12 protein-coding genes are annotated in these 13,602 nt (G+C 57.8%); 7 read left to right on the top strand and 5 right to left on the bottom strand.

All coding sequences use genetic code 11. The features are described from left to right. Positions 1–135 precede the first annotated feature (135 nt). The 5 genes from VEH04_10325 to VEH04_10305 form a co-directional block, all read right to left on the bottom strand. A complete protein-coding gene (locus VEH04_10325; GenBank protein ID HYG23167.1) occupies positions 136–945 on the bottom strand; it encodes a prepilin-type N-terminal cleavage/methylation domain-containing protein in 810 nt (269 codons plus the stop codon). A gap of 190 nt (positions 946–1,135) precedes the next feature. Next, a complete protein-coding gene (locus tag VEH04_10320) occupies positions 1,136–1,780 on the bottom strand; it encodes a response regulator transcription factor (protein ID HYG23166.1) in 645 nt (214 codons plus the stop codon). Further along, the gene (locus tag VEH04_10315; protein HYG23165.1) at positions 1,777–4,971 is read right to left on the bottom strand and encodes an ATP-binding protein; all 3,195 of its coding nucleotides are present in this window, start codon (positions 4,969–4,971) and stop codon (positions 1,777–1,779) included. Before VEH04_10315 ends, VEH04_10320 begins: the two co-directional genes overlap by 4 nt. 53 nt (positions 4,972–5,024) lie before the next feature. Beyond that, on the bottom strand, positions 5,025–5,666 hold the full coding sequence (locus tag VEH04_10310; protein HYG23164.1) for a PEP-CTERM sorting domain-containing protein: 642 nt from the start codon (positions 5,664–5,666) through the stop codon (positions 5,025–5,027). A gap of 420 nt (positions 5,667–6,086) precedes the next feature. Beyond that, positions 6,087–6,575: a VOC family protein gene (locus VEH04_10305; protein ID HYG23163.1), complete on the bottom strand. Its 489-nt coding sequence runs from the start codon at positions 6,573–6,575 to the stop codon at positions 6,087–6,089. A 282-nt stretch (positions 6,576–6,857) separates the two neighbouring features. On the opposite strand from VEH04_10305, the gene VEH04_10300 reads away from it, so the two are divergent. From VEH04_10300 to VEH04_10270, 7 genes are all read left to right on the top strand, one after another. Next, positions 6,858–8,177: a hypothetical protein gene (locus VEH04_10300; GenBank protein HYG23162.1), complete on the top strand. Its 1,320-nt coding sequence runs from the start codon at positions 6,858–6,860 to the stop codon at positions 8,175–8,177. Between the two features lie 94 nt (positions 8,178–8,271). After that, on the top strand, positions 8,272–9,312 hold the full coding sequence (locus VEH04_10295) for a fatty acid desaturase (GenBank protein ID HYG23161.1): 1,041 nt from the start codon (positions 8,272–8,274) through the stop codon (positions 9,310–9,312). 119 nt (positions 9,313–9,431) lie between these two features. Then, the gene (gene lpxD / locus VEH04_10290) at positions 9,432–10,466 is read left to right on the top strand and encodes a UDP-3-O-(3-hydroxymyristoyl)glucosamine N-acyltransferase (GenBank protein HYG23160.1); all 1,035 of its coding nucleotides are present in this window, start codon (positions 9,432–9,434) and stop codon (positions 10,464–10,466) included. Positions 10,467–10,759: 293 nt separating this feature from the next. Next, positions 10,760–11,977, top strand: coding sequence for an aspartate kinase (locus VEH04_10285; GenBank protein ID HYG23159.1), 1,218 nt, complete (start codon positions 10,760–10,762; stop codon positions 11,975–11,977). A gap of 69 nt (positions 11,978–12,046) precedes the next feature. After that, positions 12,047–12,412 carry a hypothetical protein gene (locus tag VEH04_10280; protein ID HYG23158.1) on the top strand — a complete coding sequence of 122 codons (366 nt, stop codon included), beginning with the start codon at positions 12,047–12,049 and terminating at the stop codon, positions 12,410–12,412. 67 nt (positions 12,413–12,479) lie between these two features. Beyond that, a complete protein-coding gene (locus VEH04_10275; GenBank protein ID HYG23157.1) occupies positions 12,480–12,812 on the top strand; it encodes a septum formation initiator family protein in 333 nt (110 codons plus the stop codon). A gap of 117 nt (positions 12,813–12,929) precedes the next feature. After that, positions 12,930–13,602, top strand: a 673-nt coding sequence (locus tag VEH04_10270; GenBank protein HYG23156.1) for a VWA domain-containing protein, incomplete at its 3' end; no start/stop codon positions are given.

Raw genomic sequence — 13,602 nt, 5'->3', positions numbered from 1 at the left:
GCGGGTGAATTTGGGCTGATCGTGACACCATGATTAGCATACCCGCCTGATGGCTTGAATGTGATGTACGTCACATCCTGCTGAAGGTAGCGGAATCCAATCATGGAAAAGGTGTCAACGAATCCGCAGTTGCTACTATCGTTCGCCGGTATGTTGCAACAGCCACTGGGCGTCTTCGCGATTGCTGGCACCCCAACCGCCCGCCCCTGCCGCCGCGCCTCCCCATCCCGGAACGGGCACGCGAAGGGAACGCCATTTGTGCATCTCGGCGTGACCATCGGCAAACGTAATGCCGCTCGCTTTGTTGTGATAAACAGCCGGAATGTCGTTCAGGCGAAAACTGGTGGCAACGTTTGCAAAATCCACGCGGAACAGTGCGTCATTGATGCTGTTGTCGTCCTCGTCGATGATGACGAAATAGTCGGCGGGTTTCGTAATCGCGGAGGATTTCATGAAGGTCTTGAAGGCGCCTCCGATTCCGCCCCAACCCGGCGTTGGCAGGTACTTTCCACTGCTGTTGCACAGTCCCATGGTGGAGTTCATCGAAACGCCGCGCAGCATGTCCTTCTTGGTGTTGCCCGTGCATTTATAGAGCCCAATGCTTTTGCTGTACGGAAACAACAGGGCCTTTTCGATGTAATCGCGGTTGTTCCGATGCGCGGGGATTTGCATGTCGCCGGTGGCCCACGCGACAGCGGGATTGTTGCCTCCGCCGCTTTCAGGATTCAGGACTAATTTATCCGAAAAGTCGCTGGAATACATATGCCAGGCCAGAATGAACTGCTTGCCATTGTTCACGCAACGGATGCCCTGTGCCTTCACCTTCGCCTTCGCAAGGGCGGGAAGGAGCATCGCCGCCAGAATGGCGATGATTGCAATCACAACAAGCAGCTCGATCAATGTGAAACCGCTGTTCGGCCGGCTTTGGGAGGAGTTCTTTTTCATGAGTCTCGTGTTCGCCTGTTTCGCCGCGGGATGATCTCAGCATCCAGCCCGTGTTCTTCGGAATGAGCGTCAAAAACACGCCCGCGCTCGGACGCGGAGGCGGAAAGCATGGATTTCGGGGACAGGATAACACCGACAACTGGACGGTTGGTATGTGACGTACGCCACATTCAACTCCGCCGATGGTAACTCACGCGTTGCCCCCGGGGGCCGCATGCTTTTTCCGAAAGTACTTCGCGGTCGCCTCGGTTCTGCAGCGGACATGAAGCTTTTTGAAGATGTTGCCGAGATGATTCCGAACCGTTCCGGCGGCAATATTTTTTTTGCTCGCGATTTCCTTGTTCGAAAGCCCTTCTGCCAGGAGTTCAAGGATCTCAGCCTCGCGCGCCGTCAGGCCGCCATCGGGAACCACCGCGGGTGCGCGGAATGAATGCACCACCATGCGGGCAATCTCGCTCGTCATCGGCGCCCCCCCCGCCCGCACTTCCGCAATGGCTTGAATGATTTCGTTGGGGCGGAACCGTTTCAAAATGTAACCGCAAGCCCCCGCTTTCAACGCCTGGAAGATCAGATTGCTGTCCTGGTAAACCGTAACCATGATCACCTGCAAACCCGGCATCTTCTCCGTTAACCGAGCGGTGCACGCAATGCCGGATTCGTCCGGCAGATGGATGTCCATTAACGCGATGTCCGGACGATGCCTCGGCACGTCAACCAATGCCTGTCTCGATGTTGAGCAGGCACAGATGCAGCGATAGCCCGGCTCGCTATCAACCAGTTCGGTCAGCATTTGGCGCATCGTGCTGTTATCCTCGATGATGGCGACTGTGGTCATGTGATTTCAGATGAGGTTCGGTGGGGTTCTTGCGTGACGGGAACAATGAACGTGACGGTCGTCCCTTTTCCAGGATGGGAATCGAATCGGCATTCGCCCTGCATCGCCTGCAAACGTTCCTGGAGGTTTGTGATGCCATCCCCGCGCTGGATTGTATCCCAATTAAACCCCCGGCCATCGTCGGTCATGACGATGGACATGCGATCTCCAGCCTGGGAAACCTGGACTTCAACCTGGGTCGCGGAGGCATGGCGGATGACGTTGTTCAACGCTTCCTTGACCGCCAGAAACAAGCTGTGCCGTTCGGCTTCGGTGAGGGAAATCTCACCGCGTTCCATCCGAATCCTCAGCCGGCAATCTATCCCAGCAGAACCCATAAGCTCCCTGGAGTAATGGCCCAGGTAATCCGCGAACGATTGCAGCGAGTTGCGTCTTGAATCGATCGCCCAAACGATGAAATCCAGGCTGGAAACGAGTTCGCGGGCTTTTTCCGCGATGTTGTGAAACCGGCTGCGGATTTTTTCGCCATCATGATATTGCCCGAGCCCCGCACTTGCGAGGAGGCTGACCTCTGTCAGGCCGGTGCCCAGCTCGTCATGCAAGTCCCGCGCGATACGCGCCCGATCAGCTTCGGCCGCGTGCTGCATCTCCGCCCTCTGGCGATTGTGGATTTCTGCTTCCAACAGCCTCCCCCGCTCCTCAACTTTGCTGTGCAACTCCTTGTTCCAAATCAGCACTCCGAAAAGGATCGCAGCAAGGATCCCGGCCAGGATCAATACCCTCTTGAGCGTCCACCACGGCGGGGTTGCGAGTACCCGAATCCCTTTCGCCGAAGAGAGCAACAAATCAAATCCGCTGACTGACCCGTCGCCCGTCGCGTTTCCGTGAGGTGCATAGGCGCCGATTAGTGCCAGGCGGCTGCCGAGCGGTGGCAGTGAAAGCGGGGGCCCGGCCTTGTGCAGCCGCGCCTTGAAGGCGAGGAATCCTGACTGCAGCTCCAACACCTGTTCCGATGCGTCGCGCCAGTGATTGATCAACGTTGCGTCCACTTCGACAAGGCCTCCCGAATTGCGCGCCAGGAACAGTTCGTCCGCGGGGAGCTTCCGTGGATCACGCAAGGCCGCGTGCCCGGTCTTCCGCATCACAGCTTGACGCAATTCGGGTGCGTTGCCACCGAGTTGAAGGAAACCGACTGCATCCACCAGGTCACCCACGGCAAAGATGTCCGCGCTTCGCCCTTTCACTTGCACGCTGTTCGTGCCGTCAGTCAGAAAGCACTCTCCAGCCCGGCTGTAAATCACCTGGCCGCCAATCTTCACGCGACGGAACGGTGCAGCCTTGGCATCGTAAAACAACAGCTCGCCAATGCTTCTGCGAGGCGTCTCAAAAGGATCTGCAGGCGGCAGTTCGAGCAGTTCCACATCGGCGCCGCTGATCACGAGGGATCCCGTTTCAAGCCTGCGCGTTCCAAAATTGAAATTGACCAGGAAGCAGCCACGAAGCCGAACCAACGCGTTCTCAAAAGCCAGGAGCGCTTCAGGCCGGAAATCCTTCAAGTCCACCGATATCTTGCCGCCTTCGGTGAGCAACAGGAGTTGGGAACCTTTGACCTCCGTCACGACGCCGTCGATTTCGGCGAACTCCGTATCCAGGCTTCCGTTTACCAATTGATCCCACGTGGCGCGCACGGGTTTTGGCAGCTTGCCGGGGCCCAGATGCCTGATCCGGTGTGCGACCACGACGGGAGAAAACCCGCCCGGGTCGGTTACGCCTTCGATCTCGCACAGTTGCCCGCGTTGCAAAGGCTCGGCGCCGCGCCAGCGGAAAACATCAACAAAGACGCCCCTCGTGGCATCCTGAATGACAGCGCCTGAATTTTTTGAAGAGAAGGCCGTCACCACTCCACGGATCAACACCGGGATTCGCTGGCTCGCGCGTTTGGACGAAAGGGCCTTAATCTCCGCTGCCGTGGTCAGGCGCGCCGGGGAAGAAGCCGAGGCATTTTCCGAATTCGCGAGATCGGCGGAACCTCCCCGATCGGTATCGCCTTCCGCAGGTTTTACGGATTTCCAGCTTAACGCCAGAACCCGGCCAGGCCCAAGCTCTCCATCCTGGTTCAGCACATCCTCATAAAGGCCCGAGACTTGAACCCGCCGGCAGGAAGTGAGATCGGGCACCAGATGGCCACCTCGGAAAAGCTCAACTCGTATGTCATCATCGCCAACCCGCAATCGCAGTTCCCCGCCTGCGCCCCAAATGCCCGCTGAACCCGCAACACCCTCCAGCACTACCCAGCGGCGGTCGCCCTTGGGGGCATGTTTCTCGACGTCCGTCTCCACACGGGAGTTCCCCTGGTGCAACACACGCAAGACCAGCGAGGCTTCCCCAACGTACAGGCGGGCGCCGTCATCGGAGCTGACATAAAACGTGTACTCACCGTCCTCGGGAACCATAATAAACCCGTCAAATTCCATGCCTACCGCGTCGGTTCGTGTTCGCACAGCCACGTCAAAGTGTGTTGCGACTCCGACCTGCACCGGCTGCAGCTTTCGGAAATCAGGCAACAAATCCCACGTCCCTTCGTAGCACCTGTAGTTCAGGCCGTGGGACAAGTTTGTGGCCGCAGCCTCTGTTTTCTTTTTTATGAGCACGGAACCTGGAATGGTTTGGCGGCGAATGTTTGGTCCTTCGTACTCGACTGACAGTCCCTGATCCCCGAACCAGTTGAACCAGGCAAGCTTGATCGGATTCAGTCCCCGCCTGAGATGCCTCCTTCCCGACTCTGTCACCTGTGGATGGATCCCATCATTATCCACCACCATGCCGGGAATGATGGCAATCCCGAAGCGCTCCAGTTTCAGCCCGCAGCCCTTTCCTTCGATGCTTAACGTCGCGCCAGGGTGGATATTGCGATCACTCCCTTCCACGCGAAGAAACTCCGTGCCCGAACTGTCACGAACCGCCAGCACTCCGGCGGCCGGGTCAACATCAATCACCTCGACGATGAGGCGAAAGGAGCGAACAACGCGAATATTCTCAGCCGCGCTCAGCCGCAACTGCGACAGATTTGTAATGCCCGGAAAGTCAGAAGCCCCTGCCCCGGTCGGGGCTGCCAAAGCCGGCAGGGAGAACAACAGCATGAGACAGGCAGCGCGCACAAAGAAAATTCCTGCGAGAGCCACGTTCTGCATACCGATGTCGGCGTCCCTGCCGGCGCGATCGCAACCAGGCGAATCGCTGATGATTACTTCACGAGCCGGCGCCGGCCCAGCAACGAGGCAAGTCCCGCCAACGCCAAAAGACTGAACGTGGAAGGCTCTGGAACCACATTGATCGTGACTTCATCCAGTTGTGCAATGTCCCCGCCGCTGCTGGCAAACAGAACACCCAGTTTGCCGCCTTGCGATTCAACAGTCGCTGCGATTGGCCCGCTGGTGTAAGCCGTCCAGGTGCTGTTGTCGGAAAGTGCGGGCGTTATGTACGAACCAATCGCATTTGCGGGATTGTCGTAAAACAACGTGACTGTCCACTCACCAATCCCGGCGGAGGTCCATTCCCAGCTCTTTGCAAAAAATGAAACGCTGAATTGATCACCTGCCTGGATGGTGTAATCGCTCATTGTGTAAGCGGCTTCCCCACCCTTCATGAACGCGGAAAAATTTTCATACGGATTCCACCACGCGCCCGGCCCTTCGACTCCGGAATCGGTTATGACAGTATGATTCCGCCATCCGGGAACATCGGCGCCCGGGTTGTCAAAGCCCGATGCGACGTTGGCGACGCCGGCATCGAAATCGGCATTCTCCAAGGTAGTTATAGGCTGCGCGGTGGCGGCGACGGTCGACGTCAATACACCCGCGATGAGTGCAATGTGTTTGTGCTTCATAGGATTTCTGAACTGCTTGCTTTTGTGAAACAGGGAATCAAGGCGCTCCATCAATGCCAAACCGCATCAGCCCGTTCGACTGCCCGTTGAACCCTAGCTGCGAGTAACGCGGGTCGGCATCATCACCAGCCGTTCCCCCAACATGCACGAGGCAACGATCGAGCTCTGTGGAGCGGTAGCCATGAGATTGAAAGAGCGGTCCTCGAGAGTGGCAGACACGGGCGGCTCATGGAATGAGCATGAATACTCATGCTGCGAGGCGATGTCCGAATCGGGTCGAGGCAAGTTTTACGACCGCGTCGTCAGCGCGGCACAAGCCGTGTTGGATCGCAACGGAAGTGTCGGGGCCATCGGGCTCTTTATCAGCTTCAAAGTCACGGAAAGCGGCGACCCAGCGCAGGAGAAGTTTTATCGCATCCACTATTTGGCATCCCCGCGCACGGCGGCTTCGATCCTGGCGACGTCAATCTTGCCCATTTCCAACATGGCCTCAAACGCGCGCTTTGCCACGTCGCCGCCCTTCGCCATCGCCTCAGAAAGGACGCGTGGCGTTATCTGCCATGACACACCCCATTTGTCCTTGCACCACCCGCACGCGCTCTCCGTTCCGCCATTCCCAACGATGGCGTTCCAGTAGCGATCGGTCTCCGCTTGATCTTCGGTGGCGATTTGAAAGGAAAACGCCTCGGTCTGCTTGAACGCGTCGCCGCCATTCAGGCCGATGCACGGCACTCCGCATACGGTGAACTCAACCGTAAGGACGTCGCCTGCCTTGCCGCTTGGGTAGTCGGCCGGCGCCCGAAGTACAGCACCAACCGAGGTGTCGGGAAAAGTCCTCGCGTAGAAGCGCGCGGCTTCTTCCGCATCGTGGTCATACCAAATGCAAATCGTGTTCTTCTTCGTGGTCATGGTTCTGCTTCTCTACGTGATTTTTGTAAGGGAACAAAGCCGAAATTCCATTCTGAATCGTGGCGCAACCCGCGGGCCCCGCGGGAGACCAATTGCGCTCGTCATCGTCATAATCCATGGGTATTCTCCGGCGTGCTTCCCGCAGAGAATTCACAGCATCGCTACTGCTCGCGAAATGAAATCACAGTTCGAAACCGTTCCCCGTCGGGGTTCGTTTGTGTCGCAGCGGTCATGTTTGTGATGGCCTTCGTCTCACGCGCGGTTGCGCAAGAAATCACTCCGTTGCCTGCCACTGAGACGGTATTGCTCGGACGTTTCGCCCGCGGACCTCTTGAAGTTCCGCTGTGGGTCGACGAAGCAGGATTCCATTCGACGTTTGGTTCCACCAATCCCGCAAGTTGGCCGGCCGAAGTCCAGGCCTGCCAATTCTTCGCCAACGGCGGTGCCGCGTTGCACGTGATTCGCGTGACCGACACAGGATCACTGCACGACAACCTGATTGGCGATTCGAACGCGCTCACAGGATTGAATGCCGTCGCGCCGTTAAGCAATACCCGCCTGTTGATCGTTCCCGAACTCGCACTTCTCAACGCGCAGGAGTTCAGTTCGGCATTCCCCATATTCCATGCCTTCGTGAACCCACGCAGGATTTTCATGATCCTTGATCCTCCACCAGGATTACCAAACGCGGAAGCGATGATACAATGGGCGGGCGCCGCGTTGCCCCTCAATGCAAAAAACTGCGCGATCTATTTTCCCTATCTGGAATTCAACCTGAACGGCGCAATTGTGACTGTCGCGGCGTCCGGCGCCATGGCTGCCATCCATGCAACCAGCGCCGCTGGTCAAGCGCCATGGAATGTTCCCGCGGGCTCCGCGTATCCGCTCAACGCCGCGAACACCACGCCCATCGTGAGTTCCGCCGCGTCCGATCTGCTCGCGGCGAACAATATAAATCCCATTCGCAACTTTGCCGGCACCGGCATCGTGCCCTGGTCCGCCCGCACGCTGGACCGCCAGGATCTTGAGAATCGTCAACTGGCCGCAATTCGCACGCGATCCTGGATCGCAGCATCGATCCAACGGTCGGTTGCATTTGCCGCCACCAATCACAACGCAACGCCGCTCTGGACTCAGCTGCGCGCCGCGGCTGAAAACTTCCTGCACTCCCTTTTTCAGCAGGGCGCGTTCGCGGGCACCACATCTTCACAAGCGTACTTTGTTCGTTGTGACGAGACCACCACAACGGCTGGCGACATCGCGCAGCATCGGGCCATTCTTCTTTACGGCGTTGCCGAATCGCGCCCCGCGGAGTTCGTGATCACATCGCTCGCCGTTTCCACCTCTGATCCGGAACGCGCAGCATCGCCGTCCGTTCTTCACCTGCGACCGATCGATGACCAAGACCTTCAGATTGCGTATTCGACGGAGCCGGGATTTGCTTACGATCTCGAATTCACTTCCGATCTCAAAACAGGCGATTGGCATTCGACAGGCACGGCTGCGGGCGACGGAGCGTGGCGGCGTCCAATGGTGCAGATCTTGGGGTCTGAAAAGTTCTTTCGATTGCGAATCGCACCAATGCCGGCAAAAGGAAACTGAAGTTCCCGGCTTTGCGCTTTTGAGCGCCCACGCGAAACTTGGTGCGCGGCATGGACATTTTGCCCCATATGGAGGATTGTTCGACCTACACCTTTTGAAAACCGGAAAAGAACTCATTCTCGCCACCAAACCGTTCGCCTCTGATTCAGCGGCGAAAAGCTGGTGGCATGTCCTCTCGACCGCTTTTCTGCTCGCAGCGAGCCTGGTGGGAACAATCTTGAACTTTCATCTCGTTGGGCAGGTCGCCTGCAGCGTGCTTTCGGGATTGTTGATCCTGCGGCTGTTCGTGATCTATCACGACCAACAGCATCACGCGATCCTCGCGCGATCGCGAGTGGCCGAGGTGCTGATGAGGATCTTTGGAATCCTGGCGCTCAGCCCCAGCAGCATCTGGCGCAGTTCCCACAATCATCATCACAATCACAATTCACAGCTTCGCGGCTCGCACATCGGATCCTTCCCTGTCATGACCCGCACGCAGTTCTTGAAGTCATCGGCCGCGCGCCAGGCCAAATACCTGTTCATTCGCCATCCGTTGACGATTCTCTTCGGCTACGTCTTTGCATTCCTGTTTGGAATGTGCCTGTACCCTTTCTTCAACAAGCCGAAGGAACATTTTGATTGCGCGATTGCTTTCGTGGTTCATTTCGTGATTTCCACCGCGCTCGTCGTTTTCCTCGGGTGGCAGGCGCTGCTGCTGGTGCAGATCATTCCGCATTTTGTGGCCTGCGCGATTGGGACCTACCTGTTTTACGCGCAACACAATTTCCCGGCCGTTACCTTCCACGACCGGATGGGATGGGCGTATGACAAGGCGGCGCTGGATTCCTCGAGCTACATGGAAACCGGGCCGATCATGGCATGGTTCACGGCAAACATCGGCTACCATCACATCCATCATCTGAACGCAAAAATTCCGTTCTATCGTCTGCCGGAAGTAATGCGTGCGATCCCCGAATTGCGCCAGGCCAAAACCACGTCACTGCACCCGGCGGAGATTCTGCGCTGTTTGCGGTTGAAGATCTGGGATGTCGAAGCGCAACGCATGATCGCGATCCCGCGGATCAAACCCGCGGCAGAGGACCAGTATTCGCGCGCGAACCCCCGGAACGCCTGCAGTGATTCTCCAGAATAATCCCCGCCTTCTCCCGTCCGGCGAGAAACTCCGGCGATCCAACCGTTGGGTCGATCTGAACTATCATTTTTCGACAGCCACCCCAAGCTCCCTGAACCCGCGGTCAAAAATTCAAATTTATGTCCTTAACCGCCGCTGAAATTGCCAGCCAAATCCGTGGTGAAGTGTTCGGGGATGGCACGATTCAAATCACCGGATTCGCGTCAGCCGCACACGCGCGGCCCGGGGATCTCACCTTCGCCGAAAAGGACAGTTACTTCGCCGCAGCGGAAGCCAGCCACGCCTCTGCCATCCTGGTCAATGGCGGGTTCGCGTCTTCGAAAAAAGTGTTGATTCGTGTGGCCAACCCGCGCATTGCCGTCGCGCGGCTGCTCCCCGTCTTCTTCCCGGTGGAACAACATCCGCAGGGAATTCATCCCAGCGCCACCATTGCGGCGTCCGCGCAGATTGACCCAACCGCGCACATCGGACCGAACTGCATCGTCGGCGACAGGGCCAGCCTGGGAGCACGGTCCGTTCTGCTCGGCGGCAATTCCATTGGCCGCGATTGCACCATCGGCACCGATGTTTGCCTTTATCCAAACGTGGTCATCTACGCCAAGTGCCAGGTCGGCAATCGCGTTCACATCCATGCCGGAACCGTGATTGGATCGGATGGCTATGGTTACGTCTTTGATGAAGGGCGGCATCGCAAGGTCTTGCAGGTCGGGAATGTCACGATTGGCGACGACGTTGAAATCGGCGCGAATACCGCGATCGATCGCGGCGCGCTAGGTTCCACGGTGATCGGCCAGGGCACAAAGATCGACAACCTGGTTCACATCGCGCACAACGTGGTGATCGGTGAACATTGCCTTGTGATGGGCCAATGCGGATTCGCCGGCAGCACGAAACTCGGGAACTATTGCGTCATCGCTTCACAATCGGGAATTGCAGGGCACTTGAGTCTGGGACATCAGGCGACAGTTGGCGCCAAGTCGGGCGTGATGCGCGACATTCCTGACAAAGGAACAGTTCTCGGGATTCCCGCCGCGCCGGATAAACAAGCAAAACGGCAGATGATCGCGCTGCAGCATTTGCCCGAATTGATGCGCCGGATGCGAGAACTTGAGAAGGAAGTTGCCCTCCTGAAGGAGTCAGGATCGAGGGTCTAGCTGCGCCGCATTCGGGTGAGGGATGGGCGGCGTCAGGCATCTTGCCTCGCGTAGGGGGCGTGCATCCTTGCCGCCCGGGGAAAACGTTAAACACGAAGGCACTCAGATTCTTTCAATGCGCTCGGCTTCGTTTTGAGGTTCTTTCCACCGGGCTGGAAGCCCGGCTCCACGGCAGGCAAAGATGCCCGCCGCCACGGGGTTGAACTCCGGACTTTTCAAAGCCGCCCCCCCTCCCTACTCTTCCGCTCCCTTTTGGGGCGCGGTCCTGTTGAGAACCTGCGCCCCGAGAATTTATGGCATTGATCGTTCAAAAGTACGGTGGCACTTCAGTAGGCAACACCGACCGCATCAAAAACGTCGCCGCCCGCGTCGCTAAATACCACGCGCAAGGCGATAAAATTGTCGTCGTTGTCTCCGCAATGAGCGGTGTCACAGACAATCTCATCAAGCTGGCAAAGGAGATCATGCCGCTCCCGACCGAGCGCGAGATGGACATGTTGCTCGCAACCGGTGAACAAACCACGATCGCTCTCACGGCCATGGCGCTGCATTCGCTCGGCATTCCCGCGGTCTCTCTCACGGGCGCGCAGGCGGGCATTGTCACCGACCAGGTTCATACCAAGGCGAAGATTCAAAACATCACGCCCAAAGCCGCGCATGACCTGCTGAACCAGGGCAAGGTGGTCATCGTCGCTGGATTCCAGGGCGAAACTTCAGAGCGCCAGATCACAACCCTCGGACGCGGCGGTTCCGACCTCACCGCCATCGCGCTGGCGGCTGCGTTGAAGGCGAACCTCTGCCAGATTTACACGGATGTGGACGGCGTGTATACCGCGGATCCGCGGATCGTTCCCAAGGCGCGCAAGCTTGAGGAAATCTCCTACGACGAAATGCTGGAGCTCGCCAGCCTCGGCGCGAAGGTGATGCAATCGCGCTCTGTTGAATTTGCCAAAAAGTTTGGCGTCATCTTTGAAGTCCGCTCCAGCCTCAACGAAAATCCCGGAACCATTGTGAAAGAAGAAACAAAAAGCATGGAAGGCGTCGTGGTGCGCGGCGTCTCGCTCGACAAAAACCAGGCCAAGATCACGCTGGTGCGCGTTCCCGATAAACCTGGCGTCGCCGCCCGCATTTTCAGGGCGCTCGGCGAAGCCGCCGTAAACGTCGACATGATCGTCCAGAACATCAGCCATAACCCTGGAGCACCTTCGACCGACATTTCGTTCACGCTCGATAAACCTGACCTGCTCAAAGCGAGGAAAGTCATGGAGGACTTGCGGCAGGAAATTGGATTCGGCGAACCGATCGTTGCCGAGCAGATCGGCAAGCTCTCGGTTGTCGGCGTCGGCATGAAGAGCCACAGCGGCATTGCGGGCCGGATGTTCGAAACGCTTGCGAATGAAGGTGTGAACATCGAAATGATCTCCACCAGCGAAATCAAAGTTTCGGTCGTGATTGACCTCGCAAAGGGCGACCAGGCGATGAAGGCCGTCCACGCGGCATTTCTGGGATAGCGGGGAACCCGTTTCGACGCCGCGTTTGTGGCCCTATTGATTTCAAGCGCCGCCGCTCTATCGTGAAGCATGCAAACCACACGGTTCGGCACATTCAAACCCGCTCTGTTTGCCCTTGTCATCGCGCTGCTTGCGGGCTGCGCCACCCAGCGCATTGATTGGGAGAGCCGCGTCGGCAACTATACCTTCGATTCCGCCGTGTTGGAACTCGGTCCGCCTGACAAACAGGCGACGCTTCAGGATGGCACAACTGTAGCCGAATGGCTTACGGATCGCGGCGGAACGATCGTCTACCCGAGTCATTACACTCGCGGATATCCCTACGGCTACTCTGTCCCGATGGCACCCGAGATTGTGGAAACGCCCAATTATTATCTGCGTCTCACGTTCGATCCTGAGCGCCGTTTGCAGAGCTGGAAACGTTTTGCACGGTGAGCATTTGGCAACAGTTGGGTGAATTTACTGCTTCCGCACCCCAATCCCGCGTGATTTACTCACGCGCGTGAATGTGGATCTTGGCATTTGGGGCAAGCTCACGAATGTCGTGATCGGTCTCCTCCTGGCTGCCGGCGTGCTCTACGTCGGCCTCTGCTACCTTCCCGTCATCAAGCAGAACGAACGCATGCGGCGCGAACTCTTGCGCCTTGAGACCAGCATCCAGCAGGAGAAGGAAGCCAACAAACAATTGAAGGCGACTGCCGAAACACTGCAGAACGATCCCAAAGCGATCGAACGCCTCGCTCGTGAACGCCTGCGGTACGCGAAGCCGGACGAAAAAGTGATCATCTTCGAAAAGCCGGTCACCAATCGATACGCGCCCTCCCCGACGCTGTAACGAATCATTCAAGTTTGGAAGCGTTCGGCGGCTCCGTACGAATTCCCTCACAAAATTTTTACAACTGTTTCGCGCAAGGCTGACACATCGGTTGCGCCGTTCTGCAAGAGTTTGGACATGAAACGAACTCTCGTCTTTCTTGGTCTGGTCCTCGCGCTGGCAAGCAGCCCCGCGGCCGGAGAAACCCTGCGCATCAAGCTGGAACCGGATCGCGATGTGATCCTGAAAGGCTCAAAATCGGAGGTCGTGGTGAAGATCGATCTCGCGGCGGCCGAGCGCACCAAGCGCGGAAAACGCACGCCCTTGAACCTCGCGGTGGTGCTGGACCGATCCGGATCCATGACGGGCGCCAAGCTGGAAAAGGCAAAACAGGCCGCAACGCAATTGGTTGATCGTCTCGACTCGGAAGACGTGTTCTCCCTGATTGCCTACAGCGACAACGCCCGCGTCTTGATTCCCGCCCGCCGCGTTGACGACAAATCCGAGCTTCGGCGCGAAATCGCAAAAATCGAAGCGGGAGGAAGCACCGCGTTGTATGCGGGAGTGAAATCCGGCGCGGCTGAGTTGCGCGAGTATCTTTCGGGGCGCCGCATCAATCGAGTGATGCTGCTCTCGGATGGGCTCGCCAACATCGGCCCAAGTTCAACGCGCGACCTGCGCCAGCTTGGGCGAGAATTGAGCACAGAAGGCATCGCGGTCACGACGATTGGCCTGGGCGACGATTACAACGAAGACCTCATGGCGGGGCTCGCCGAGGCAAGCGATGCCAATTATTACTACGTGAAGGACA

It is taken from the genome of Verrucomicrobiia bacterium (genome assembly GCA_035629175.1).
GTDB lineage: Bacteria > Verrucomicrobiota > Verrucomicrobiia > Limisphaerales > DASXHY01 > DASXHY01.
This window is presented reverse-complemented; position numbering and strand designations above follow the sequence as displayed.